20 protein-coding genes are annotated in these 23,822 nt (G+C 74.3%); 13 read left to right on the top strand and 7 right to left on the bottom strand.

The features are described 5' to 3' along the window. The first annotated feature begins 10 nt into the window (after positions 1 to 10). From DOO78_RS02180 to DOO78_RS02170, 3 genes are read left to right on the top strand one after another with little or no spacing between them, the layout of a single operon-like run. Positions 11 to 2,848, top strand: a complete 2,838-nt coding sequence (locus tag DOO78_RS02180; protein ID WP_243634305.1) for an SLBB domain-containing protein — start codon at positions 11 to 13, stop codon at positions 2,846 to 2,848. A gap of 2 nt (positions 2,849 to 2,850) precedes the next feature. After that, a complete protein-coding gene (locus DOO78_RS02175) occupies positions 2,851 to 4,965 on the top strand; it encodes a YjbH domain-containing protein (protein WP_111468073.1) in 2,115 nt (704 codons plus the stop codon). A 41-nt stretch (positions 4,966 to 5,006) separates the two neighbouring features. Beyond that, positions 5,007 to 6,062: a glycosyltransferase family 4 protein gene (locus tag DOO78_RS02170; RefSeq protein WP_111468072.1), complete on the top strand. Its 1,056-nt coding sequence runs from the start codon at positions 5,007 to 5,009 to the stop codon at positions 6,060 to 6,062. Positions 6,063 to 6,206: 144 nt separating this feature from the next. Here the strand turns inward: DOO78_RS02170 and DOO78_RS02165 are convergent, their stop codons facing one another. After that, on the bottom strand, positions 6,207 to 6,827 hold the full coding sequence (locus tag DOO78_RS02165; RefSeq protein ID WP_243634304.1) for a YjbF family lipoprotein: 621 nt from the start codon (positions 6,825 to 6,827) through the stop codon (positions 6,207 to 6,209). Positions 6,828 to 7,006: 179 nt separating this feature from the next. Between DOO78_RS02165 and DOO78_RS02160 the strand changes: the two genes are divergently transcribed. After that, positions 7,007 to 7,711 carry a CBS domain-containing protein gene (locus DOO78_RS02160; protein ID WP_243634303.1) on the top strand — a complete coding sequence of 235 codons (705 nt, stop codon included), beginning with the start codon at positions 7,007 to 7,009 and terminating at the stop codon, positions 7,709 to 7,711. 12 nt (positions 7,712 to 7,723) lie between these two features. Here DOO78_RS02160 and DOO78_RS02155 read toward each other — a convergent pair whose 3' ends face one another. Genes DOO78_RS02155 through DOO78_RS02145 form a run of 3 tightly spaced genes read right to left on the bottom strand, consistent with a single transcriptional unit; the run spans position 7,724 to position 14,177 of the window. Continuing rightward, entirely contained in the window at positions 7,724 to 8,974 is a 1,251-nt protein-coding gene (locus tag DOO78_RS02155; protein WP_111468070.1) for an MFS transporter, read from the bottom strand. Next, positions 8,971 to 9,465, bottom strand: a complete 495-nt coding sequence (locus tag DOO78_RS02150; protein ID WP_111468069.1) for a mismatch-specific DNA-glycosylase — start codon at positions 9,463 to 9,465, stop codon at positions 8,971 to 8,973. The genes DOO78_RS02155 and DOO78_RS02150 overlap by 4 nt, the downstream gene beginning before the upstream one ends. Positions 9,466 to 9,503: 38 nt before the next feature. Further along, positions 9,504 to 14,177, bottom strand: a complete 4,674-nt coding sequence (locus DOO78_RS02145) for an NAD-glutamate dehydrogenase (RefSeq protein WP_111468068.1) — start codon at positions 14,175 to 14,177, stop codon at positions 9,504 to 9,506. A gap of 135 nt (positions 14,178 to 14,312) precedes the next feature. On the opposite strand from DOO78_RS02145, the gene DOO78_RS02140 reads away from it, so the two are divergent. The 8 genes from DOO78_RS02140 (at position 14,313) to uraD (ending at position 20,249) form a co-directional block, all read left to right on the top strand. Then, on the top strand, positions 14,313 to 15,539 hold the full coding sequence (locus DOO78_RS02140; RefSeq protein WP_111468231.1) for a cupin domain-containing protein: 1,227 nt from the start codon (positions 14,313 to 14,315) through the stop codon (positions 15,537 to 15,539). Then, positions 15,539 to 16,147, top strand: a complete 609-nt coding sequence (locus tag DOO78_RS02135) for an OmpA family protein (protein ID WP_111468067.1) — start codon at positions 15,539 to 15,541, stop codon at positions 16,145 to 16,147. The genes DOO78_RS02140 and DOO78_RS02135 overlap by 1 nt, the downstream gene beginning before the upstream one ends. A 102-nt stretch (positions 16,148 to 16,249) precedes the next feature. Continuing rightward, positions 16,250 to 17,221 carry a Bug family tripartite tricarboxylate transporter substrate binding protein gene (locus DOO78_RS02130; RefSeq protein ID WP_111468066.1) on the top strand — a complete coding sequence of 324 codons (972 nt, stop codon included), beginning with the start codon at positions 16,250 to 16,252 and terminating at the stop codon, positions 17,219 to 17,221. Positions 17,222 to 17,533: 312 nt separating this feature from the next. Then, positions 17,534 to 17,797 carry a twin-arginine translocase TatA/TatE family subunit gene (locus DOO78_RS02125; protein ID WP_111468065.1) on the top strand — a complete coding sequence of 88 codons (264 nt, stop codon included), beginning with the start codon at positions 17,534 to 17,536 and terminating at the stop codon, positions 17,795 to 17,797. Between the two features lie 123 nt (positions 17,798 to 17,920). After that, positions 17,921 to 18,535, top strand: a complete 615-nt coding sequence (locus DOO78_RS02120) for a methylthioribulose 1-phosphate dehydratase (protein WP_111468064.1) — start codon at positions 17,921 to 17,923, stop codon at positions 18,533 to 18,535. Between the two features lies 1 nt (position 18,536). Further along, on the top strand, positions 18,537 to 19,073 hold the full coding sequence (locus DOO78_RS02115) for a 1,2-dihydroxy-3-keto-5-methylthiopentene dioxygenase (RefSeq protein ID WP_111468063.1): 537 nt from the start codon (positions 18,537 to 18,539) through the stop codon (positions 19,071 to 19,073). A gap of 1 nt (position 19,074) precedes the next feature. Next, positions 19,075 to 19,764, top strand: a complete 690-nt coding sequence (gene mtnC, locus DOO78_RS02110; protein ID WP_111468062.1) for an acireductone synthase — start codon at positions 19,075 to 19,077, stop codon at positions 19,762 to 19,764. After that, positions 19,761 to 20,249 carry a 2-oxo-4-hydroxy-4-carboxy-5-ureidoimidazoline decarboxylase gene (uraD, locus tag DOO78_RS02105; RefSeq protein WP_111468061.1) on the top strand — a complete coding sequence of 163 codons (489 nt, stop codon included), beginning with the start codon at positions 19,761 to 19,763 and terminating at the stop codon, positions 20,247 to 20,249. Before mtnC ends, uraD begins: the two co-directional genes overlap by 4 nt. A 27-nt stretch (positions 20,250 to 20,276) precedes the next feature. Here the strand turns inward: uraD and DOO78_RS02100 are convergent, their stop codons facing one another. From DOO78_RS02100 to DOO78_RS02090, 3 genes are read right to left on the bottom strand one after another with little or no spacing between them, the layout of a single operon-like run. After that, positions 20,277 to 21,131 carry an alpha/beta fold hydrolase gene (locus tag DOO78_RS02100; RefSeq protein ID WP_165838676.1) on the bottom strand — a complete coding sequence of 285 codons (855 nt, stop codon included), beginning with the start codon at positions 21,129 to 21,131 and terminating at the stop codon, positions 20,277 to 20,279. Between the two features lie 58 nt (positions 21,132 to 21,189). Further along, positions 21,190 to 21,678, bottom strand: a complete 489-nt coding sequence (locus DOO78_RS02095; RefSeq protein WP_111468059.1) for a nucleoside deaminase — start codon at positions 21,676 to 21,678, stop codon at positions 21,190 to 21,192. 54 nt (positions 21,679 to 21,732) lie between these two features. Further along, complete coding sequence (locus DOO78_RS02090) at positions 21,733 to 22,710, bottom strand: Bug family tripartite tricarboxylate transporter substrate binding protein (protein ID WP_111468058.1); 978 nt, start codon at positions 22,708 to 22,710, stop codon at positions 21,733 to 21,735. A gap of 120 nt (positions 22,711 to 22,830) precedes the next feature. Between DOO78_RS02090 and corA the strand changes: the two genes are divergently transcribed. Beyond that, positions 22,831 to 23,817, top strand: a complete 987-nt coding sequence (corA, locus tag DOO78_RS02085) for a magnesium/cobalt transporter CorA (protein ID WP_111468057.1) — start codon at positions 22,831 to 22,833, stop codon at positions 23,815 to 23,817. The last annotated feature ends 5 nt before the right edge of the window (positions 23,818 to 23,822 follow it).

Genomic DNA, 23,822 nt, shown 5'->3' with positions numbered 1-23,822 from the left:
CCACGGCCTGTTGCGGTCGGTCCTGTCGGCCGTGCTGGCGAGCCAGTCCGCGCTGCCGGCAGCGGCGCAGACGGGGACGCCCGGCACGTTCCTCTCCCCCCCGGCCCTCCCCTCCACCCTGCCGGGCGGCCTGGCCCTGCCGAGCCTGCCGCAGGCGGCGCAGCAGGACATCCTGCAACGCATCCTCGATGCCGGCGCCGGCCGCGCGGTGACACCGAGCATGCCCCTGCCCTCCGCGCCACCGGCGATGGCGGCGACGCCGGTCCCCCTGCCGCCGCCCGACGAGCCGCCCTCCCCGGCGGAGAGCTTCTTCGCCGCCCGCGGCGCCGGCCCGACCTGTCCGGCCGCGCCCTGCCCGGCCGCGCCGCTGCGGCAATTCGGCTATGACAGCCTGCGCGGCATGCCCGCCGGCCAGCCCATGGGCATCGGCTTCGGCGCCCTGCCGGCGGATTACCTGCTCGGCCGCGACGACGAGGTGGTGCTCGCCTTCCGCGGCCGGGCCCGCCAGACGCTCAGCCTTCGCGTCGGGCGCGACGGCATGCTGCTGGTGCCCGACCTCGCCCCGGTGCCGGCCGCGGGCCGGACGCTGCGGGAGCTGCGCGCCGACCTCGAGGCGCGGTCGCTGCGCGAGCTCGGCGGCTCGGAAGTCTTCGTCTCGATCGGCCAGGTGCGGCAGATCGCCATCTTCGTCGGCGGTGAGGTGGCGCGGCCGGGGCTGCAACCCCTCACCTCCATGGCCTCGGTGCTGGATGCGCTGGTCGCCGCCGGCGGCGTCCGCCGCACCGGCTCGCTGCGGGCCATCCGCATCGAGGGCGCCGGCACCCGCCGGATCATCGACCTCTATCCGGTCATCGCCGGCGAGGGCACGCCGCCCGACCTGCGGCTGCAGGAGGGCGAGTGCATCCTGGTGCCGCCGCTCGGCGGGGTGGTGGCGATCAGCGGCGAGGTGACGCGGCCGGGCATCTACGAGCTGCCGGCCGGGACCGGCCAGGCGCCGCTCGCCACGGTGCTGCGGCTGGCGGGCGAGCCGCTGCGGCCGTCCGGCAACCGTTTCCTGCTGCAGACCACCGATGCCGAGGGGCGGCGCAGCCTGCGCGAGATCGGCCCCCGCGACGCCTTGCGGCGGGGGGATTCGCTGCGGGTCGAGCCGGGCTCGGACGTTCTCGCCCAGGATCTGCGGCTGGCCGGGCATGTGGTGGCGCCGGTGCTCCGCTCCGCCGGCGGCCGCGCCCAGACCCTGCGCGGGCTGCTCGCCGATCCGCGGCTGGTGCGCGCCGACCCCTATGCCCGGCTCGGCGTGGTCTGGCGCACCGACCAGCGCACCCGCACGCGCCGCTTCCTCACCTTCGATCTCGGCCGGGTGCTGCAAGGCCAGGCCGACCTGCCGCTCGCCGAGGGCGACGAGGTGATCCTGCTCGGCCTGCCGGATGTGCTCTTCCTGGCCAGCCCGGGGGTGCAGCAGGCCATCCGCGGCGACGCCCCGGATGCGTCCCAGCCGGCGCAGCCGGTGCTGCCCGCCGCCGCGCCGCCGGCCATGGCGGCCGGCCCGATCGCCGGCCAGCCGCTCGCCGTCGCCTCCGGCATGCCGGGCGGGCCGCTCGCCAGCCTGCCGCCCGGCGCCCCGCAAGCCCCGCCCGCGGCCACGCCACCGGCGCCGACAGGCTGCGCGGCGCTGGTCCAGCTCGCCGTCGCGGCGCAATCCTCGCCGCAGCGCTTCGCCCATGCCCGGGCCGCCGGCTTCCCCGATCTCGGCCTGCTGCCCTGCCCGCAGGTCTTCCTCGACTACCCGACGCTGCTGCCCTTCCTGCTCGACCAGAGCGTGCTGCTGACCGGCGAGATCCGGCAGCCCGGCCTCTACCCGATCCTCGACGACACCGGCCTCGATGCCGTGCTGGCGACGGCGGGCGGTGCCACGGATACCGCCGACCTGGCCGCGGTGGAGCTGGCGCGCGAGCCGGCCGAGCAGGCCGCGACGCTGCCCCTCTCGCGCACGATCATCGACCTGCGCTCGCGCAATTTCGCCGCCGTGCGCCTCTCGCCGCGCGACGCGGTGCGGCTGCCGCGCGGCTTCGGCGACCGCGACACCGGTCCGGTGACGCTGGTCGGCGAGTTCGTCCGCCCGGGGGTCTACGACATCCGCCGCGGCGAGCGCCTCTCGGAGGTCATCGCCCGGGCCGGCGGGCTGACCGCCCAGGCCTATCCCTATGGCGCCGTCTTCAGCCGCGAGAGCGTGCGGCAACGCCAGCAGGAGGGATTCCAGCGCACGGCGCGCGAGCTCGAGCAGGGGCTGATGCAGGTCGCCGCCGGCCAGGCGGTCGCCGGCATGCGCGGCTCGACCGACCTTTCGGGCGCGATCCAGGCGGGCCAGGCCCTGGCGACCTCGCTGCGGCAGACGCGCGCGGCCGGGCGGATGGTGGTGGAGGCGAACCCCGTCATCCTCGCCGGCCGGCCCGATCTCGACGTGCTGATGGAGCCGGGCGACCTGGTGGCGATGCCGAAGCGGCCGAACGAGGTGACGGTGGTCGGCGCCGTGCTGAACCCGGGCAGCCTGCAATTCGCCACCGGCTGGAAGGCCGGCGACTATGTCCGCGCCGCCGGCGGCGAGCAGCGCTTCGCCGATGGCGACCGCGCCTTCGTCGTGCTGCCGAATGGCCAGTCCGCCCCGGCCGGGCTGGGCGGCTGGCTGTCGGGCGGCCCGCCCATCCCGCCCGGCAGCACCGTGGTGGTGCCGCAGGACCCCTCGCCCTACGAGACCTGGGGCTTCCTGCGCGACGTGACGCAGGTGCTGTCGCAGGTGGCCTTGTCCTCGGCGGCGCTCGCGGTGATCGTCAGGTCCGGCTCGAAATAGGCATGGCGAACGGCGCGCGATGCGGCAGGCTGCGGCCCGACCGTGCCGCGCTGGCGCTCCTGCTCGCCTGCGGCGCCCCGGCGGCGGCGCAGGAGGTGCCAGCCACGGGCAGCGACTACGGCGGCGCCGGGCTGATCGAGATGCGCAATGCCCGCCTCCGCCCGGATGGCACGCTCGAGGCCGGGGCGGCCCTGCGGCACCAGCGGCAGTTCTGGTTCCTCAATTTCCAGGCCCTCCCCTTCCTCGAAACCACCTTCCGCCTCACCGACCGGCTGGACGCGACGCGCGGCCGCGGCATGACGAATGATCGCGCCTTCGACCTCAAGCTGCAGCTCTGGCGGGAGAATGCCTGGCGCCCGGCGCTGGCGGTCGGGCTGCAGGATGCGATCGGCACCGGCCTCTACGGCGGCGAGTACCTCGTCGCCTCGAAGCGCTTCGGCCCGGTCGATGTCAGCCTCGGCATGGGCTGGGGCCGGCTCGGCACCGGTGGCGACCTCCCCAACCCCTTCCGCCTCCTCTCCGGCCGCTACAGGACCCGCTCGCGCGATGTCGGCGAGGGCGGCACGCCGGCCTATGGAACCTGGTTCCGGGGCGAGGAGGTGGCGCTCTTTGGCGGCCTCGAATGGTCCCTGCCCGAGATCCCGACCCCCTATGGCGCGGTCGAGGGGCTGCGGGCGAAGATCGAGTGGTCGGGCGACGCGCTGCGCGACGAGCGCGGCGGCTATCCGGCCCGGACCGACAACCTGCGCGGCGAGGCCCGGTCACGCCTCAATTTCGGCCTGCAATGGCAGCCCAATCCCTGGCTCGATGCCGGGGTGCATGTCGTCCATGGCACGGACCTGCTGGTCCGCCTCTCGCTCCGCCTCGATCCGGCACGACCGCCGGAGCCGCCGCGCCCGCCTCCGCCCGCCATCGCGCCACGCCCGGCCCAGGGCGACATCTCCGGCATCGCGCCGGCCCTGCGCGCCGCCGGCTTCCGGCCCCTCGGCGTGGAGATCGACGGGACGCAGGCGCGGATCGCGGTGGAGGGCGGCCGCTTCCCGACCCTGGCCCAGACGGCCGGCCGCGTGGCGCGCGCCATCCAGCCCAGCCTGCCGCCCGAGGTGGAGCGGATCGAGGTGCTCTGGCACCGCGCCGGCGTGCCGGTGGCCCGCCTGGTCGTGCTGCGGGAGGCGATCGAGGCCGGCGCGACGGGCCGCGGCAGCGCCGAGGAGGTCTTGGCCGCCGCCAGCCTGCACCCAGCCACCGACCAGTCCTTCTCGGGCGGGCTGGGCGCGCCGGGCCTGTCCTGGGCGATCGAGCCACGCCTCGCGCTGCAGCTCGGCGACCCCAGCCAGGCGGTCCGCTGGCAGGCCGGGCTGCAGGCCGGCGCCCGTTACGGGCTGGGCGAGGGGTTCGCGCTGGCCGGCAGCCTGGCCCAGGCCCTGCTCGGCAATCTCGACGACGGCAAGCCCTCGAACAGCACGCTGCCGCATGTCCGCAGCGACATCGCCCGCTATGCGCGGGAGGGGAAGACCTCCATCCCCACCCTCTATGCCGAGCGCATCTGGACCCTGGCGCCGGACTGGTTCGCCCGCCTCACCGGCGGGTTGCTGGAGCCGATGTACCAGGGCGTCTCGGGCGAGGTGCTGTGGCGGCCCATGGACCGGCCGATCGCGGTCGGCCTCGACCTCGCCTGGGTGGCGCAGCGGGAGTACCGGCAGCGCTTCGCGGCGCTGGGCTACACGGTGGCGACCGGCCATGCCTCGCTCTATGCCGACCTGCCGCTCTGGAACCTCTACGCCGTGCTGCGCGCCGGGCGCTACCTCGCGGGCGACTGGGGCGGCACCATCGAGCTCGGCCGCCGCTTCGACAGCGGCATCGAGGTCGGCGCCTTCGCCACCGTCACCACCACCCCCTTCAGCCGCTTCGGGGAGGGCAGCTTCGACAAGGGCATCTACCTGCGCTTCCCCCTGCAACTGTTCGGCCCCGAGACGCCGGCCCGGGCGGGAGCGGTGATCCGGCCGGTCATCCGCGACGGCGGCCAGCGGCTGGTGGTCGACAACCCGCTCTGGGAGGTGACCCGGGACGGGCGGGCGGATGCGCTGGGCCGGAGCTATCTCGGCTTCCTGCGCTGAGCTTGCGGCCCGGCCGGGCTTCCGTCACACCCCGGCCCGCCATGACGTCAGCCGCCCTCCTCCAGCATCTGGTCTTCGCCTGCGGGCTGGCCCTGCTCTCCGCCGCCGCGGTGCGGCTGATGATCGCCTTCCCGATCCTCGATCACCCGAACCATCGCAGCGCGCATGTCCGGCCGACGCCGCGCGGCGGCGGGGTCGGCGTGGTGCTCGCCTTCATGGCCGGCATGCTGGTGCTCTACCGGGTCGCCGACCAGGCCCGCATCGCCGAACGCCCCTTCCTCGGCGTCATCCTCGCCGCCCTCGCCATCGCCGGCGTGGCGCTGGTCGACGACATGCGCGGCCTCTCCGCCCGGCTGCGCTTCGGCGCGCAGCTTGCCGCCAGCCTGGTCGCGGTGGTCACCGGGCTGACCATCACCCGTCTCGCCATCCCCTATGTGGGTCCGGTCGAGCTCGGCCTCGGCGGGGCGCTGCTGACCATCTTCTGGATCCTCGGCTGCACGAACGCGGTGAACTTCATGGATGGGCTGGACGGGCTGGTCGGCGGCACGCTGCTGATCGCCTGCGCCGCGCTGACGGCGATCGCCGCGCTGCAGGGCGGCGGCTTCGTCTACGCCGCCGCGCTGTTCCTGACCGCGGGGCTGATCGGCTTCCTGCCCTTCAACCTGCATCCGGCCCGCATCTTCATGGGCGATGTGGGCAGCCAGTTCACCGGCTTCATGCTGGCGGTGCTGGCCGTCGCGGCGAGCCGCTTCGACGTGACGCAGCTCAGCTTCCTCATCGTGCCGCTGCTGCTCTTCGGCCTGCTCTTCGACACCGCCTTCACCCTGCTGCGGCGGGCCGCCATGGGCGACAAGGTCGGCGCGCCGCACCGGACGCATCTCTACCAGATGGCGCAGCGGGCGGGCCTCGGCACGCGCCGCGTCGCCGCCACGCATTGGGGCTTCGCCGCCTTCCATGCGGCGCTGGCCCTGCTGTTCCTACGGCTGCCGCCGAACGGCAAGCCGCTGGTCGTGCTGCCGGCGCTGCTGGTGCAGCTGCTCTGGCTGGCCGTGGTCATCCGGCGGGTGCGGCGGGCCGGGCTGAGCTGGCGGGACTGATACGGACGGCCGTTGCTGGCGACCCATCAACGGCCCCCATGGGCAGTCCCCTTGGCGCCACTCGGCGCAGCGCCCGTTCGGGCGCTCGGCATGAATGACGCATTCATGCCGTTGATATGAGACGCCACCGCGCCTTGGGCCGGATCACGGCTGCGGCAGCGGAAACTCGATCGTCAGCATCGGTGCCGCCGGCCCGACCCATTGCGTGGTCTGCAGCACCGCGCCGGTCTCGGCCGAGACCCAGAAGAGGTTGGTGAAGCGCCCCGCCCCCTCGGCCCGGCAACGCTCGGTCACCAGCAGCACGGCGGCGTCCTCGGTCGGCTCGGCGCGCAGCCGGCATTCGATCTGGACGCCGAAGCGCATGCCCTCCGGCGTGCGGCTCGCGCGCATCAGGTCCACCATGCGCCGGGCCGCGGCCGGATGCGCGAGCAGCGCGGCCGGCTCGGCGAGCGGGTCGGGCCCGTCGAAGCGGGTGGCCGCCAGCATCTCGGGGAAGCCGGCCGTGGCGATGATGCGGCCGCCATCGGTTTCCACCACCTGGTTGCCGGCGGTCCGCCAGAGCCGGCGCTCGCCGGTCTCCTGTACCAGGGCGGCATCGCTGGCCCGGCCGCGCCGGATGAGGCGGAGGGTGGCGCCGGAGGGCTCGGCCTCGAAATCGGCGGCAGGCTCCGGCAGCAGATCGCTCCAGGGCGCATTGCTCCAGGGCGTGTCGCCGCAGCCGGCCAGCACCAGGGAGCAGGCGAGAAGGGCCGGAACCGCGCGCATCACCAGCATGTTAGCACCACATCCGGAATGATGCGAGCGCTCCCGCAGGGCTGCCGGCGCGAGGCTGGCCCGGGCGAGGATGGTTGGCGCGAACTTCGGCAAATGCCACGAGTTGCGCTGGCGCAAGGCAGCGCCAGCGGGCATGACGCAGCCTGCGGGAACCCGCCGAGGAGGATGCCATGACGCTGCTCACCGCTCTCGACCTCATGACGCCCGATGTCGTCACGGTGCCGCCGGCGACGCCCGTGATCGCCGTGGCCCGCCTGCTCGCCGAGCGTGGCATCTCCGCGGTGCCGGTGGTGGACAAGGCCGGCAAGGTGGTCGGCGTGGTGACCGAGGCCGACCTCATCCGCCGCCTCGCTGGCCAGGAGGACCAGCCGCAGGGCTGGCTGCGCAGCCTCTTCTCCGATCCCGGCGAGCAGGCCGAGCGCTATGCGCGGACCCATGGCAGCACGGCCGAGGAGATCATGACCGCCGAGCTCGTCTCGGTCGTCGGCTCCGACACGGCGACCCATATCGCGCATCTGATGGAGGAGAAGGGCATCCGCCGCGTGCTGGTGCTCGAGGAGGGCCGGCTGCGCGGCATCGTCTCCCGCGCCGATCTGCTGCGGGCGCTGGTCGCACCGCCGAAGACCGAGAGTGGCGGCGAGCTCTCGGATGATCGGATCCGCCAGGCCGTGCTGGCCGCGATGCGCAAGCAGCCCTGGATCGACAGCTTCTACACCCTGGTCGAGGTGAGGGACGGCGTCGTGGAGTTCCACGGCTTCACGACGACCGATCAGGTCAAGCGCGGCCTGAAGGTGCTGGCCGAGCAGGTCCCGGGGGTGAAGGGCGTGGTCGACAACACCCAGCCGATGCCGCCCTATCTCTACGGCGGCATGTAGCCGCCCCGGCCCTCAGCCGCGCGCCGGCTCCCGCACGCCGGCGAGCAGGATGGCACCCGCCACCAGGAAGCCCAGCACCATTGCCATCCCCGCGCGCTGGCTGCCGGTGGCGGCAGTCACCGTCGCCACCACCCAGGGGCCGACGAAGCCGGTGATGCGCCCGCTCAGGGCGAAGAGGCCGAAATGCGCCGTGACCTCGTCGGGCGGCGCCAGCCTTGCCATCAGCGTGCGGCTCGCCGCCTGCGCCGGCCCGAGGAAGAGGCCGAGCAGCAGGGCGAGCCCCCAGAACAGGCGCCCGTCCTGCACCAGGATGAGGCCGCCGCCGAGCAGGATCAGCGCCGCGAGCGCGACCATGATGGTGCGCTTCGAGCCGAACCGGTCCTCGACCAGCCCGAATCCCGCCGCGCCGAGCCCGGCCGTGACGTTCAGCGCGATGCCGAAGCGGAGGATCTCCTCGATCCCCATGCCGAGGACGCCGGCGGCATAGATGGCGCCGAAGGCGAAGAGCGTGTTCAGGCCATCCGTGTAGAACAGCCGCGCCAGCAGGAAGCGCGAGAGCTGCGGGTGGCGCGACAGGCGCCGCAGCAGCGCGCCGATCTCGGCCAGCCCGCGCGCCACCGCCTCGCGTAGGGGCGGCCGCGGGCCGGGGGGATCCGGCAGCATGACCAGGACCGGCCAGCCGAAGAGCGCGATCCAGCCCGCGGTCAGCAGGGCCGTCGCCCGGACATGCTCGGCCGTGCCGCGGTCGAGGCCGAGCGGGGATGGGTTCGGCTGCACCAGCAGCCCGAGCGCCAGGCCGAGGCAGGCGATGCCGCCGGCATAGCCCAGCCCCCAGGCCAGGCCGGAGACGCGGCCGATCGCCGCCGGCCGCGCCACCTGCGGCAGCATGGCGTTGTAGAAGACCGTGCCGAGCTCGAAGGCGATGGTCGCCACCCCGGCGCCGAGGAGCGCCAGCAGGGTCGAGTCCCGTCCGGGCCGGGCGAACCAGAGCGTGGCGGTGGCGATCACCATCGCCAGGGTGCAGAGGGCGAGCATCCGCCGGCGCCGGCCGCCGGCATCGGCGAGCGCGCCGAGCGGCGGCGAGAGCAGCGCGATCGCCAAGCCCGCCGCCGCCTGCATCCAACCCCATTGCGCCTGGCCGGTCGCCGGGTCGGGCGCGATGGCCTGGGTGAAGTAGGTGGCGAAGACGAAGGTGGAGATGATGGTGGGGAAGGCGCTGTTCGCCCAGTCATAGAGGGCCCAGGCCCAGGCCTTGCCGGTCATGCCGGCAGGTCCCGCAGCCGCGCCGCCAGCGCATGCCAGGGCGCGGGATCCCAGGCGCCGCAGGCACGGCCGGAGGGCGAGGGCAGCACGAAGAGCGGCGGCAGCGCGGCCGGCCCCGCCACCGGGCCGAGCGGCACGGCACGCCGGCCGAGGACCCGCGCCGTCGGCCCCTTGCCGACGAAGGCGAGCAGGCCGGGGCGGTGGCGCCGCATCTTCGCCGTCAGCGCCGCCACGTCGAAGGCGGCAGCCGGGATATCGGCATCGGCGCCGGCGGCCGTGGTGCAGAGATCCGTCAGGCCGATCCCGAGTTCGAGGAGGCGCGGAAATTCCTCCGGTGCGAAGCGGCGCGGCGTGAGCCCGATGCGGTGCAGCACGTCCCAGAACTTGTTTCCCGGCCCGGCATAGTAGGCGCCGCGCCGGGCCGAGACCCCGCCGGGCGCGCTGCCACACAGGACCAGGCGCAGGCCGGGCCGGAGCAGGTCGGGCAGCACGGCGCCGGCCGAGCCGGGGGCGGCCTCGCCCGCCGGGGTCAGGTCAGCCCCCGCAGCGCCCGCACGGCGACGCCGATCGCGGTCAGGTCGCCATCCATCGCCGCCTCCTGCGCCAGATGCGCGACCGGCGCCGGGTCCGGCGTCTCGCCGCGCAGCAGCGCCGCGGCCAGCCGCGCCTGGACCCTGGTCAGATCCTCGAGCAGCGCCGCCCGGGCCCGGGGCCCGAAGCCGCCGGGGGCGGGCGCGGTTGCCGCGGCCTGGCGCAGCGCCTCGATCCGGAAGGCGGCTCCCACCTCGTCCCAGGCCGCGGCGGCCCGCGCCGCCGGCGCGCCGGTCTCGGCCACGAGTTGCAGCACGATCGGCGCGGCGGCGAGACGCCCGGCCAGGGCGGCGCGTTGCACCGCCCGCTCGGGCAGGCCGGCGGCCCGCCAGGCCTCGGCCGCGGGATCGCCGGCGGCCGCGCCGGCCATCAGCCCCGCCAGGCCGGCCCGCAGGGCTTCGAGGCCCGGGCCGATGGGCCCGGTGCCGCCGAGGAGGTTCTGCGCCGCCGCCTCCTGCAGCCGGCGCAGGGCGAGCAGCAGGTCGAGCTTCGGCCCGGCCGGCGCGGCGGCGGCATCCGCGGCATCGGCGGCGTCCGGCAGGCCGAAGCCCTCGCCGGCCAGCCAGGCGGCGCGCGCCGCCGCGACCGGCCCGGCCTCCGCCGCGAGCCGCGCCAGCCCGGCACAGCCGATCCGGTTCGCCACCTCGTTGGTGATGGCGGTCGCCACCAACTCCCGCCGCAGCCGGTGGCGGGCGATGAGGTCGGGGAAACGCTCGCGCAGCGGCGACGGGAAATAGGCGAGGAGCAGGGGCGCAAAAACCGGGTCCTCCGGCAGGTCGCTCGCCTCGATCGCCTCGGTCAGCCAGAGCTTCGCAAGCGGCAGCAGGGCGCAGATGGCCGGCCGGGTCAGCGCCTCCCCGGCGGCGATGCGGGTGCGCAGCGTCGCGGCATCGGGCAGGCCGGCCACGGCGCGGTCCAGCACCCCGGCCGCTTCCAGCCGGTCCATCAGCAGCGCCTGGGCGGGGAGCGCCTCGGCGCCGGCCCGCTCCTCCAGGCTGACCGCCAGGTGCTGCTGGGCATTGTCGCGCAGGACGAGCTGGCCGACCTCCTCGGTCATCTCCCGCAGCAGCGCGTCGCGCTGCATCCGCGTCAGCCGTCCCTCGCGCTCGGCATCGGCGAGCAGGATCTTGATGTTGACCTCATGGTCGCTGGTCGAAACGCCGGCCGAGTTGTCGAGCGCGTCGGTGTCGATCCGCCCCCCGGCCCGGGCGTATTCGACGCGCCCGGCCTGGGTCACGGCCAGGTTCGCCCCCTCGCCCACCACCCGGGCCCGCAACGCGCCGCCATTCACCCGGATGGCGTCGTTGGCGCGGTCGCCGGCCTCCGCCTGGCTCTCCTCCGCCGCCTTCACATAGGTGCCGATACCGCCGAAATAGAGCAGGTCGACCGGCGCGCGCAGGATCGCCTGCATCACCAGCGCCGGCTCGGCACGCTCCGCCGCGAGGCCCAGCAGGGCGCGCGCCTCGGGCGAGAGCGGCATGGTCCGCAGGTTGCGCGGGAAGACGCCGCCGCCGGGCGAGATCAGCGCCGGGTCGTAATCCGCCCAGGAGGAGCGCGGCAGGGCGAAGAGGCGGGCGCGCTCGGCATAGCTGGCCTCGGGGTCCGGATCGGGGTCGAGGAAGATGTGGCGGTGATCGAAGGCGGCGACGAGCCTGGTCTTCCGGCTGATCAGCAGCCCGTTGCCGAAGACGTCGCCCGACATGTCGCCGATGCCGGCGCAGGTGAAGGGCTCGGCGAAGATGTCGTGGCCGAGCTCGGCGAAATGCCGCGCCACCATCACCCAGGCGCCGCGGGCGGTGATGCCCATGCCTTTGTGGTCGTAGCCGGCCGAGCCGCCGGAGGCGAAGGCATCCCCCAGCCAGAAGCCGTCATCCGCCGAGAGCGCATTGGCGATGTCGGAGAAGGTCGCAGTGCCCTTGTCGGCGGCGACGACCAGATAGGGATCGTCGCCGTCGCGCCGGACCACCCGCGGCGGCGGCACGATGCAGCCCTCGGCGAGGTTGTCGGTGATGTCCAGCAGGCCGCGCACCAGGGTGCGGTAGCAGGCGATGCCCTCGGCCATGAAGGCCTCCCGGTCGGAGGCCGGCGGCGGGTGCTTGAGGATGAAGCCACCCTTGGCGCCGGTCGGCACGATGACGACGTTTTTCACCCGCTGCGCCTTCATCAGGCCGAGGATCTCGGTGCGGAAGTCCTCCCGCCGGTCGGACCAGCGGATGCCGCCGCGCGCCACCGGCCCGGCCCGCAGATGCGTCCCCTCCATGCGCGGCGAATGCACGAAGATCTCCCGCCAGGGGCGCGGCGCCGGCATCTCGCCGGCCGCGGCGCTGTCGATCTTCAGCGACAGCCAGGGCCGGTCGAGATGGTAGTTGGTGCGCAGCACCGCATCGAGCAGGCCGCGCAGGCGGGAGAGGATGCGGTCCTCGTCGGGGTTCTGCACCGCGTCCAGCAAGGCCGCCCAGTCCTGCTGCAGCGCCGCCTCGTCCCGCCCGGCGCCCGGGTCGAAGCGGGCATGGAAGAGGTCGAGCAGCAGCCGCGCCGCCCGCGGCTGGTCGGCGAGCGCCGTCTCCACCGCCTGCTGCGAGAAGCCGAAGCCGACCTGCTTCAGCCATCGGTACATCGCCCGCAACAGCCAGCATTCGCGCCAGTCGAGACCGGCACGCAGCACCAGGCGGTTGAAGCCATCGGCCTCCGCCCGACCGTCGAGCAGCGCGCCGAGCGCCGCGAGCAGCGCCGGGAACCGCTCCGGCTCCGCCGGTGCGGCCGGCGCCAGGCCGAAGACATGCAGCACCACTGTCGCGCCATCCGCCGCGACGAGGCGGTGCGGCACCTCCTCGACGGCGCGGAGGTCGAGGCTCTCGAAGAGCGGCAGCGCATCGGCGAGCGGCAGCGGACCGCCCGGATTGGCCAGGCGCAGCACCAGCCCCTCGGCGCCCGGCGGGCGGCCGAGCTGGGCGGCCGGCCGGGCCTCGGCCAGGGCCCGTTCGGCCAGGGCGAGGTCGGCGACGCCCTGGGCGCCGGTCGCGCTCTCGCGGTAGGCGGCCGGGAAGGCATCCCGCCAGCGCGCCAGCGCCGCGGCGGCGCCGCCCTCGCCGCGCTCGGCGATCAGGGCCTCGGCCAGGCGGTCGGGGAAGCTGCGCGCCGCCTCGGCGATCGCCGCCTCGAGCACCCCGGGATCGACGGCGGGGGCGCGCCCGGGCTCGGTGCCGATGATGTAGTGGATGCGGGCGAGCGGCGAATCCCCCATCGCGATGTAGAAGGCGCTGAGATGCCCGTCGAAGGCGCGCGCCAGCATGGCCCCGACCCGCTCGCGCAGCCGCGTGTCGAAGGTGTCGCGCGGCAGCCAGACGATGGCCGAGACGAAGCGGCCGAAGGGATCGGGCCGCAGCACCAGCGCCGGGCGCGGCCGCACCTGCAGGTCGAGGGCACGCCGCGCGGCCGCCAGGATCGCCGCCTCCGGCGCCTGGAACAGCTCGTCGCGCGGCCAGGTGTCGAGGATGTTGCGCAGCGCCCGGCCGTCATGCCCCTCCGGGTCGAGTCCGGCGGCGGCGAGGATGCGGCCGACCTTCTCGGCCAGCATCGGGATGCTGCGCGGGTTGCGGTTGTAGGCCGCGGCGGCGAAGAGGCCGAGGAAGAGGCGGCCGCCGGTGACGCGGCCATCCGGGCCGAAGATCCGCGTCGCCACCACATCGGCATGCTGCGGCCGGTGCACGGTGCTGCGCATGTTCGCTTTGGCGACGGTGACCGGGTTCGGCTCGGCCAGCGCCGCCAGCACCACGGGCGGCAGGTGCGCGGGGTCGCGCAGCACGTCGAAGACCGGCAGCCGCGGATCGCGCAGCAGGCCGAGATTCTCGGCGGCGACGACCGCGAGCCCGCCCTCGGGCGAGAGGGCGTAGCGACAATGGCCGAGCAGGACGAAATTGTCCTCGGCCAGCCAGCGCAGGAAGGCGACGCCGCCTGGCTCCGCGCCCGCCGGGGCGGCCGCGACCTCGCCTTCGGCCTGCTGCAGCGCCGCGGCCATGCCCGGGAAATCCGTCACTGCCTGGCGCACATCGGCCATGGCCCGCGCCAGCGCCGCCTCGAGCGTCGGCCAGTCATCCGCGGCACCGCGCGACTGGCCCGGCAGCATGGCCGCCGGCATGGCGCCGAGGGCGATGCGCATCATGCTCTCGGCCGTGCCGCCCTCCGGCGGGTCGAGCGCCAGCAGCCGGCCGGCGGCATCGCGGCGGACGCTCAGCACGGGATGCAGCAATTGCCGCACGACGCGCCCGTTGCGGGCCAGGGCACCGAGGGCGCTGTCGACCAGGAAGGGCATGTCGTCGGTGACGATCTCGGCCACCGCATGCGGCCCGCGGCCGGGCCCGGGCGGCAATACCCGGACCCGCGCCGCCCCGGCCGTGCGCTCCAGCGCCAGGGCGAAGAGGCTGGCCGCGGCGGCGGCCATCGCCTCGGCCGGCAGGCCGGCCAGCTCGGCCGTCGGCACGCCGGCATAGAGGTGGTGCAGCAATTGCCGGGCCGGCGGCGGCAGGTCGGGCGCCAGCCGCGCCAACGCCTCCGCGGCGGTGCGCAGCAGCTCCTGGCGCGCGGGGTCACCGGCTGGGGCAAGGTCCGTCATGGCGGCATTCCTCCCTGCTGACGGGCGAGACCGGCCTCCTGCCTGGCACCCCCAGGCCAGGGGCCGCCCGGCGGCGGCGACCTCTGACGGATGAGGAATGACCTGCGGGCCGCGAATCGGCTAGTGTCGGGCGCCATGAGCATGACCTTCGCCGCGCTGCTCGCGCCCATGACGCCCGAGCAGTTCTTTGCCGAGTATTACGACCGCAAGCCACTGCACATTCGCGGCGCGGCGATGAAATTCGCCCACGTCCTGTCCTGGCGGCAGATCAACCGGCTGCTCGACATGACGCATATCTGGTCCGGCCAGTCGCTCAAGCTGGTCATGGACGGCACCCCCGTGCCCGCGGAGCAGTATTGCAGCCGCGCCACCAGCCGGGACAACGACCCGGTGCAGCAGCCGGTCGCCGAACGGGTGCGGGACTGGGTGGGGCGCGGCGCCAGCGTGGTGCTGAACGACGTGGACAGCCTCACCCCCGGCCTCGCCGCGGTCAGCGGCGCGCTGGAGGGGGCCGGGCTCGGCAAGGCGCAGGCCAATGTCTACATCTCCTGGCAGAGCCACAAAGCCTTCCCGGCGCATTACGACACCCATGACGTCTGGGCGGTGCAGGTCGAGGGCGAGAAGACCTGGAATGTCTGGGAGGGCCGTGCCGACTGGCCGATCGCGCACCCCGCCTTCCGCACCGAGACCCAGGCGCAGCACGAGCAGCAGAAGGGCCGGCTGCGGGAGAAGGTGCTGCTGAAGACGGGCGACCTGCTCTATCTGCCGCGCGGCTGGTACCACGACGCGCTGGCCGAGGCGCCGGCCTCGGTGCACGTCGCCTTCGGCGTGCATGCGCCGCTCGGGATGGACCTGCTGAACATCCTGCACGAGCGCGCCCTCTACGACGCCGAGTTCCGCAAGCCGCTGCCGCGGCAGGACGGCTCGGCCGCCGCGCGCTTCGCGCTCACCACGCGCGCCGGCCAGCTCGCCCAGCGGCTGACGGAGCTGGCGCGCGACCCGAAGGTGCTGGCGGCGCTGGAACGCTTCGTCGCCGGCTATCACTTCCAGCGCGGCGGCAACGACCTGCTGGCGGCGCGCGGCCTGGCGGAAGCCGGGACGCCGGCGCCGGAGGCGGAGGCGGAGGCGCCGGCCTGGAAGGTGCTGGCGCCCGGGGCGAAGCCGGTGCGGCGCGGCGCGGACTGGGTGCTGAAGACCTCGCAGGGCACCCTGCCCCTGGCGCCGCCCGAGGCGGAGGCCGCGGGCTGGATCCTGGCGCGGCCGGACATCGCCGAGCCGGAGCTGCGCGCCGCCCATCCCCAGGTGGACGCCCCCTCCCTGCTGGCACGGATGCGCGAGGCCGGCCTGCTGGCCGCCGCCTGATGCTCCCGGCCCTCCTCCTGCTGGCGGCCCTGCTTCCCGGCACGGCCCTCGCCCAGTCACGCTCCTTCAACTGCGTCGGTGCCGACCAGCTCGAGGACGATGTCTTCGCCATCCCCTTCGCCCGTGGCGCGGCCGCGCCCGGCGAGACGGCCCGCACCAACCTCGCCGCCGCCGCCGACCGGGCGAAGCGCGAGCCGGAGCGGGCCATCTGCGTCCTCGGCCATGCCGGCCCGCAGGAGGGCGGCGCCCAGAGCGGCATCCAGCTCGCCGCCAGGCGCGCCGGCCAGGTGGCGGCGGCGCTCGCCAAGCTCGGGATCGCCCCGGACCGCATCCGCGCCGAGGCCCGCCGCGCCGCCTTCGCCCGCGGCGCGGTGCCCGAGGAGCGCAGCGTGACGGTGGTGCTGCTGCCGGCGACCCCGGGCCTCGCGCCGGAGGCCCGGCCCGAGGCTCCGGCCCATGCGCCGGAGCCGCCCGCCAGGCCGGCCGGCGAGGCGTTGCCGAAGCCGCCGCCCGAGCCGGCGCCGCCGCCGGCGAGCGCCCCGCCCGCCGATGCGCCGCCCGCCGACGCGCCGCCCGCCGGCGCCGAGCCGCCCGCCGCGAAGCCCTGATGCCCGGTGCGCCGGACGGCACGGCGACGGCTTGCCGCGGCGGCCGGCTCCGGCGATGAGAGGCCGCGCAGGCGGCCGCCGGGGCCGCCCGAGGATGCTGCCATGATCCCTGCCCGCCGCCACCTCCTCGCCGCCCCGGCCCTGCTGCTGGCCGGGCCGTCCGCGGCCGAGCCCGACTGGCCGGAGCGGCCGGTGCGCTTCATCCTGCCCTTCCCGGCTGGCTCGACGCCGGACATCACCGGCCGGGCGGTCGCCACCCATTACGCGCAGGCCTTCGGCCAACCCTTCGTGGTGGAGAACCGGGTTGGGGCGGGCGGCAATATCGGCACCGACCTCGTTGCCAAGGCGACCGACGGGCATGTCATCGGCCTCTCCATCAACGGCCCGCTCAGCACTGCGAAGGCGCTCTATCCGGACCTGCCCTATGATCCGGCCCGCGACCTCGCCATCGTCTCCCTGCTGGTCCGCGCGGCGCAATTGCTGGTCGTGCACCCCGCCGTCCCGGCCACCGACCTCGCCGGCTTCATCGCCCATGTCCGGGCCCATCCCGGCCGGCTGTCCTTCGGCTCGGTCGGGGCGGGCTCCGGCGGCCACCTCGCCATGGCCGACCTGATGGCGCGCGCCGGACTCGACATGGTGCATGTCCCGTATCGCGGCTTCCCGCAGGCAACCCTCGATCTGGTGGCGGGACGGATCGAGGCGATGATCCTGGTCTCAGCCGGCATCCTGCCGCAGATCCGGGAGGGCCGGGTGCGCGCCCTCGCCGTCACCGCCGAGCGGCGCATCCCGCAGGCGCCGGAGATCCCGACCCTGGCCGAGAGCGGCATGGCGGATGCCGCGAGCTATGCCTGGAACGCGCTCATCGCCCCCACCTCGACCCCGGCCGGGCGCGTGGCCCGGCTGGCCCGCGAGGCCGGGACGGCGCTCGCCGCGCCGCAGGCCCGGCAGGTGCTGGAGGCGGGCGGCTTCGAGGTGGTGGCCAGCGGCCCGGAGGAGGCAGGCCGCTTCGTCGCGGCGGAGACCGCCCGCTGGAGCGGGCTGATCCAGCGCCTCGGCATCAAGGCGGAGGCCTGACCCTCAGCCTCGGCGCCGGCGCGGCGGCCGGCCTCGGGCATCGGCATCAGCGGGCGAAAGCCGGCGGATAACCATTCCCCTGCACGTTCCTGGCCCTTCCCCGCCCGAAGGGCCATCCCCGGTTGTCTGGCGGGGCGCCCCGAACCATCTGCGTGTTTGCGCCGCCAGGGGCGGCGCACTAGTGTCCGCGGCAATGCCGGGACGGGTCGCGGAAAGGCCGCGTCCCATGGGCATGGGCCAGGCAGGGCCGCCCCTCGTTGCCGGACCGGGCGGCGCGGGGTGCGACAACAGACAGGGTCATCGGGGCGTCACATGGGTTCCTTCAGCATCTGGCACTGGCTCATCGTGCTGCTGGTCGTCCTGCTGCTCTTCGGCAGCGGCAAGATCAGCACGCTGATGGGCGACCTCGCCACGGGCATCAAGTCCTTCAAGAAGAACATGAAGGAGGACGAGCCCGACGCCTCGCTGGCCGAGAGCGCGCCGCCGGCGGGCAAGCCGGCAGGCAGCATCGGCGGCCCGGCGCAGTCGGCCGACGCCACCCACACCACGACCACGACGAGCCGTCCCGCCGCCTGAGGCGGCCGCGGCCGGCTGCCCCGGGTTGCCGGCGTCCCCCGGACGGCCAGCAACGCGGGGACGGCCGGCCCCCAGGGCGCCTGCCTGCGCGGCGCGGCGCCCCTATTCCTCTCCGGAAAGCCGATGTCGGACGATGCCTTCGCCACGGCGACCGCCGCCATCATTGCGGCCGGTCGGCGCCTGGACCATTTCGGATGGGTCCCTGCCACGGCCGGCAACATCTCCGTGCGATTGCCGGACGGCACGCTCGCCATCACCCGATCGGGGGGCCACAAGGGTTTCCTCCAGCCCGAGGGGGTGATCCGGGTGGATCTTGCCGGGCGCCCGCTGCGCCCGGGCGACCGGCCTTCCGCGGAAACCGGGTTGCATTGCGGCATCTATCGCCGCTTCCCCGATGCCGGAGCGGTGCTGCACGGGCATTCGGTGCCCGTCACCGTCCTTTCCCGGGCCGGGACGGAGGCCATCCGGCTCGAGGGCTATGAGCTGCTGAAGGCCTTTCCCGGCCTGCCGACGCATGCGGCGGCGGTGACGCTGCCGATCTTCGACAACGCGCAGGACATCCCGCATTTGCAATCCGTGGTCGAAGACCGTTGGGCCGCCATGGCGGAGATCCCGCCTGGCTACCTGATCCGCGGCCACGGGATCTATGTATGGGGCGCCGATATGCCGGCCGCGCTGATGCGGCTGGAGGCGCTGGAGTTCATGCTCGCCTGCGAGATGGAGACAAGGAGACGCTGAGATGAGCCGATTGACGGTATGGGAGGCCGGGACCGGCCGCGAGCTGCTGCGGACCGAGGACGCCGCCGAGATCGCCCGGGCGCTCGGCGCCATCGGCGTGCGCTTCGAGCGGTGGGAGGGCGTGGCGGTGCCCGAGGAGGCCAGCAACGAGCAGGTGCTGGAGGCCTACCGCCCCTATCTCGACAAGCTCATGGGCGAGACGGGCGCGGGCAGCACCGATGTCGTCAGCCTGACGCCGGACCATCCGCAAGCGGCGGCGATGCGGCAGAAATTCCTCTCCGAGCACATCCATACCGAGGATGAGGTGCGCTTCTTCGTCCGCGGCAGCGGCGACTTCGTCATGCATGTCGACGGCAAGGTCTGGGACGCGCATTGCGTGCAGGGCGACCTGATCAGCGTGCCCGCCAACACCCGCCACTGGTTCGATGCCGGCGAGGCGCCGCGCTTCACCGCGCTGCGCGTCTTCACCGACCAGTCGGGCTGGGTGGCGCATTTCACCGGCAGCGACATCGCCGGGCGCTTCCCGGTCGCCGCCTGAGATGCCGCGGCCTGCCGCCATCCTCACCGATATCGAGGGGACGACCACCAGCATCGCCTTCGTGAAGGACCGGCTTTTCCCCTTCGCGGCGGCGGCGCTGGAGGAGTTCCTCGCCGCGGAGGGCGAGACGCCGGCGGTGCGGGAGATCCTGGCGGCGGTCCGCGCCGCCGCGCCGGGCCAGGACCCGGTGGCGGCGCTGCGCGGCTGGATGGCGGCGGATGCCAAGGTGACGCCGCTGAAGGCGCTCCAGGGGCTGATCTGGCACCAGGGCTATGCCGATGGCCGGCTGCGGGGCCATCTCTGGCCCGATGTCGCGCCCTGCCTGCGGGCCTGGGCGGCGGGGCTGCGGCTCGCGGTCTATTCCTCCGGCTCGGTGGAGGCGCAGCGCGACCTCTTCGGCCATAGCGAGGCGGGCGACCTGCTGCCGCTCTTCGCCGGCTTCTTCGATACCGCCATGGGCGGCAAGCGGGAGGCCACAAGCTATGCCGCGATCGCCGCGGCGCTCGGCCTGGCGCCGGCGGCGATCCTCTTCCTCTCCGATGTCGCCGAGGAGCTCGATGCCGCCGCGGCGGCGGGGATGCAGGTCTGCCAGCTCGTGCGCGCGGCGGATGGGACCGTCGCCTCCGGCCGGCATCCGGCGGAGAGCGACTTCCCCGGCGTCGCCCGACGCTTTGGGCTGCCCGCGGCGTGACGCGGGCGGATTTCCTCGGCCGCTTCGCCAGCGTCTTCGAGAACCGCCCCGATCTCGCCGAGGCGATCTGGGCGCGCGGCCCGGATTGCCGCTCGGCCGAGACGCTGCATGCCGATTTCCTCGCGGTGCTGCGGGCGCTGCGGGGCGAGGCGCTGACCGGCTTCCTCAATGGCCATCCCGACCTCGCCGGCGCCCTGCTCGCGCGCGGCGCGGTGACGGAGGACAGCGCGCGGGAGCAGGGCTCGGCCGGGCTCGATGCCCTGGACGCCGCGGCCCAGGCGCGCTTCCTGGCGCTGAACGCCGCCTATCGGGCGCGCTTCGGCTTTCCCTTCATCATGGCGGTGCGCGGGTGCGGCGCGGCGGAGATCCTGGCGGCCTTCGAGCGCCGGCTCGGCCAGGATGCCGCCGCCGAGCGGGCCGAGGCGGTGCGGCAGATCGGCCTGATCCTGCTGCTGCGGCTGCGGGACCGGTTCGGGACGGCCTGATCCCGGCGGCGCCCCTCGGCCGGCCGCTCAGGCCGGATGCGCCCGCAGATGCTCGAGCAGCAGCGCGTTCACCCGCTCCGGCACCTGGTCCGGCGCATAGTGGCCGACGCCCGGCAGGATCTCGAAGCGGTAGGGCGCCTCGATGAAATCGCCCGTGCCCGCGGCCGCCATGCGGCCCACCGTGTCGTCGGCATCGCCCCAGAGGAAGAGGGTCGGCACCCGGATCTTCGGGATCGGCCGGTGCACCGTGCCGCGCGCCCGGTACCAGGCGAGGGCCGCCGCCATCGCCGGCTCGCTGCCCAGCACCGAGAGATGCTTCGCCGTCTGCGCCGGCGGGATGCCCTGGGCGGCATGCCGCCGCCGCAGCCAGGCGCAGTCCTCGGCCAGCAGCTTCGGCACCGCATCCGGCTCGAGGAAGGCCTTGTGGTGGCGGGAGCGCTGCGGCTGCTCCGGATCCTCGGCCAGCGCCCGGGCGAAGGCGCCGGGATGCGGGCGGGAGAGCATGGTGAGCGAGGCCAGCCGCTCCGGCCAATGCGCCGCGATCTCCCAGGCGAGGCTGCCGCCCCAGTCATGCCCGACGAGATGGAAGCGCCGCCCCTCCCCGCCCAGGGCGGAGGCGAGGTCGAGCGCGTCCTGGATCAGCAGCTCGATATCGTACCGTGCCACATCCGCCGGATCGGGCCGCGCGTCCGGGGAATAGCCGCGCTGGTTGGGGGCGGCAGCGAAATACCCGGCCGCGGCCAGCGCCGGAAGCTGCGCATCGTAGAGGTGGCGGGAGACGGCGAAGCCGTGCAGCAGCAGCACCAGGGGCGCGGCCGGATCGCCGGCGACCGAGACATCGAAGACGAGGCCGGGCCCCGTCTGCACCTGGCGCGTCTGCATTCGCTGGCCCTCCCTGCGCGGCAGGACAGCACCCGCCCCGGCCAGGATCAAGCCAGGATCAAGCCGGCGCGGCGGCCCAGGCCTCCAGCACCGCGACCGCCTCGGCGACCAGCGCCCGCCGCGCCGGCATGCGGCCCTGGCCGATCGGGGCCCCGGCCTCGCGCCGCAGCGCCGCGACATCGCCGCCGCGCCGCAGCCCGGCCGGCACCCGGGCCAGGACCCGGGCGCTGTCGGCCAGCGAGGCGGCGTAGACGACGCGCGCGATGCCCGCGATCTCCATGGCGGCGACGCAGAGCGCGCAGGGCTCGCAGGAGGAGAAGAGCACGCAACCGGAGAGGTCGAGCGTGCCGAGCCGGCGGCAGGCGTCGCGGATCGCCTCGGTCTCGCCATGCGAGGTGGGGTCGAGCCGATCGCGCGAGCGGTTGAACCCCTCCCCCACCACCTGCCCGTCCCGCACCACCACGGCGCCGAAGGGTTCGCTGCCCGGCCTCGCCGCCGCCTCGGCCGACAGGGCGATGGCGCGGCGCAGGAAGCCGTCCTCCTCCATGGATCCCCCTCTGTCCGGCGGCGCCGGGATGCGCCGCGGCTCCATCGTTGCGACTCAATCGTTGCGGATGCCCATGGCCTTGACCATGCCGCCCACGGTGTCGATTTGCTCGCCGACGAAGCGGGTGAAGGCGGCCTGGCTCATCTCGCCCGGGATGATGCCCACGCCCGCCAGCCGGTCGCGCACGCCCGGCTGCTGCAGCGCCGCCGCCAGCTCGGCATGCAGGCGCTCCGCGACCGGCGCCGGCAGATGCGCCGGCGCGGAGAGGCCGAGCCAGTTCTGCGCCAGCAGGCCGGGCAGCCCCGCCTCGCCCACCGTCGGCACCTCCGGCACGCTCGGGGCCCGCATCGGCGCGGTCACGGCATAGGCCCGCAGCCGCCCGGCGCGGATATTCTCGACATTCTCCGGCAGGGTGTCGAAGGACAGCAGGATCGACCCGCCCAGCAGATCCGCCTGCATCGGCTGCGAGCCGCGATAGGGGGCGTGGTTCAGCGGAATTCCGGTCTGCTGGGCAAACATCGTGCCCACCACATGCCCCACCGAGCCGGCGCCCGAGGTGCCGTAGGTCACCGGCGCGGGCTGCGCCCGCAGCCAGGCCATCAGCCCCCTGAGATCCTGCGCCGGGACCGAGAGGGTGCTGACTACCACCATCGGCGTCGCGCCGATATAGGCGATATGCGTGAAGGAGGCCTGCGGGTCGTAGCCCGGCTTGCTGTAGAGCGGCGGCGAGGTGACGATCGGCGCCGTGTTGCTCAGCAGGAGCGTGTAGCCATCGGCGGGCTGCTGCGCGACATGCAGCGCCGCCAGCGTGCCACCGGCTCCGGGCCGGTTGTCGACGACCAGGCGCTGGCCGAGCTTGGGGCCCATCGCCTCGGCCAGGATCCGGGCGGCGATGTCGGAGGCACCGCCGGGCGGGAAGACCACGACGATGCGGATCGGCCGGGCCGGCCAAGCCTCCGCGCCGGCGCGTCCGGGATGGGCGAGCGCAAGGCAAAGGACTGCCCCCAAAAGCGGCAGGAGACGTCGCAGCATGGGTTGCACCTCTCGACCGGGGGCCTGTCGGCCGAGGGTCAGCAAGCCCCGGGCCAGGGGTGACTTGCCCAGCCGCTGCGGCTAGAAGCGGGCCACCGTTCCGACCCGGGGGACCGCCGGATGCTGACCACCTATACCGTCGAGAACGGCCATCTCCTGGTGCGCGAAGGTCCGCAGGAACCGGAGGCGCTCCGCCGGGCGGTCTGGATCGACCTGCTGACCCCGACACCCGAGGAGGAGCGGCAGGTCCAGGAGGCGCTGCGCCTCGAGATCCCGACCCGCGAGGAGATGCAGGAGATCGAGAGCTCCTCCCGTCTCTACCGGGAGGACGATGCCCTCTTCCTGACCGCCCCCTTCCTCTATGGCATCGAGGGCGGGGAGATGGGCTCGACCGCCATCACCTTCGTGCTGGCCAACAGCGCCCTGATCACGGTGCGCTACGCCACGCCGCGGGCGGTCGCGGTCTTCGCTGCCCGCTGCCACCGCACCCCGGTGGCGCTGCTGAACTCGCCGGACGGGGTGATGCTGCATCTCTTCGAGCAGATCGTCGACCGGCTGGCCGATATCCTGGAGCGCATCGCCGCCGATATGGACCGCGCCAGCCAGGCCGCCTTCCGCTCCGCCCGGGCGACGGTGAAGGCGTCGATGAAGGATGCGGACCTGAAGGACGCGCTGATCACGCTCGGCCAGGTCGGCGAGGTCACCACCCGCGCCAGCGAGACGCTGCTCGGCCTCTCGCGCATCCTGACCTTCCTGACGGCCGAGAAGGCGACCACGGTGCGCAAGGAGAACCAGGGCCTGATCAAGACCCTGGTGCGCGACGTGCGCTCCCTGGTCGAGCATGCGAATTTCCTGAACAGCAAGGCCAATTTCCTGCTGGATGCGGTGCTCGGCATCATCAATGTCGAGCAGAACGCGATCATCAAGACCTTCACCGTGGCGAGCGTCGCGCTGATGCCGCCGACGCTGATCGCCAGCATCTACGGCATGAATTTCGATGCCATGCCGGAGCTGCACTGGGAGTTCGGCTATCCGCTGGTGGTCCTGCTGATGATCGGCTCCGCCGTGCTGCCGATCGTCTACTTCAAGCGCAAGGGCTGGCTGTAGGGCAT

The organism is Roseicella frigidaeris, assembly GCF_003258945.1.
In the GTDB taxonomy this organism is placed as follows: domain Bacteria; phylum Pseudomonadota; class Alphaproteobacteria; order Acetobacterales; family Acetobacteraceae; genus Paracraurococcus; species Paracraurococcus frigidaeris.
The sequence above is the reverse complement of the archived record's forward strand: the minus strand, read 5'-3'. Positions and strand labels throughout refer to the sequence as shown.

What these genes read in the sequence shown, in the direction of transcription:
- DOO78_RS02175 (WP_111468073.1), top strand. Translation starts at nt 2,851, where the DNA reads ATGGCGAACGGCGCGCGATGCGGCAGGCTGCGGCCCGACCGTGCCGCG.
- DOO78_RS02170 (WP_111468072.1), top strand. Translation starts at nt 5,007, where the DNA reads ATGACGTCAGCCGCCCTCCTCCAGCATCTGGTCTTCGCCTGCGGGCTG.
- DOO78_RS02165 (WP_243634304.1), bottom strand. Translation starts at nt 6,827, where the DNA reads ATGCGCGCGGTTCCGGCCCTTCTCGCCTGCTCCCTGGTGCTGGCCGGC.
- DOO78_RS02160 (WP_243634303.1), top strand. Translation starts at nt 7,007, where the DNA reads ATGACGCTGCTCACCGCTCTCGACCTCATGACGCCCGATGTCGTCACG.
- DOO78_RS02155 (WP_111468070.1), bottom strand. Translation starts at nt 8,974, where the DNA reads ATGACCGGCAAGGCCTGGGCCTGGGCCCTCTATGACTGGGCGAACAGC.
- DOO78_RS02145 (WP_111468068.1), bottom strand. Translation starts at nt 14,177, where the DNA reads ATGACGGACCTTGCCCCAGCCGGTGACCCCGCGCGCCAGGAGCTGCTG.
- DOO78_RS02140 (WP_111468231.1), top strand. Translation starts at nt 14,313, where the DNA reads ATGAGCATGACCTTCGCCGCGCTGCTCGCGCCCATGACGCCCGAGCAG.
- DOO78_RS02135 (WP_111468067.1), top strand. Translation starts at nt 15,539, where the DNA reads ATGCTCCCGGCCCTCCTCCTGCTGGCGGCCCTGCTTCCCGGCACGGCC.
- DOO78_RS02130 (WP_111468066.1), top strand. Translation starts at nt 16,250, where the DNA reads ATGATCCCTGCCCGCCGCCACCTCCTCGCCGCCCCGGCCCTGCTGCTG.
- DOO78_RS02125 (WP_111468065.1), top strand. Translation starts at nt 17,534, where the DNA reads ATGGGTTCCTTCAGCATCTGGCACTGGCTCATCGTGCTGCTGGTCGTC.
- DOO78_RS02120 (WP_111468064.1), top strand. Translation starts at nt 17,921, where the DNA reads ATGTCGGACGATGCCTTCGCCACGGCGACCGCCGCCATCATTGCGGCC.
- DOO78_RS02115 (WP_111468063.1), top strand. Translation starts at nt 18,537, where the DNA reads ATGAGCCGATTGACGGTATGGGAGGCCGGGACCGGCCGCGAGCTGCTG.
- mtnC (WP_111468062.1), top strand. Translation starts at nt 19,075, where the DNA reads ATGCCGCGGCCTGCCGCCATCCTCACCGATATCGAGGGGACGACCACC.
- DOO78_RS02100 (WP_165838676.1), bottom strand. Translation starts at nt 21,131, where the DNA reads ATGCAGACGCGCCAGGTGCAGACGGGGCCCGGCCTCGTCTTCGATGTC.
- DOO78_RS02095 (WP_111468059.1), bottom strand. Translation starts at nt 21,678, where the DNA reads ATGGAGGAGGACGGCTTCCTGCGCCGCGCCATCGCCCTGTCGGCCGAG.
- DOO78_RS02090 (WP_111468058.1), bottom strand. Translation starts at nt 22,710, where the DNA reads ATGCTGCGACGTCTCCTGCCGCTTTTGGGGGCAGTCCTTTGCCTTGCG.
- corA (WP_111468057.1), top strand. Translation starts at nt 22,831, where the DNA reads ATGCTGACCACCTATACCGTCGAGAACGGCCATCTCCTGGTGCGCGAA.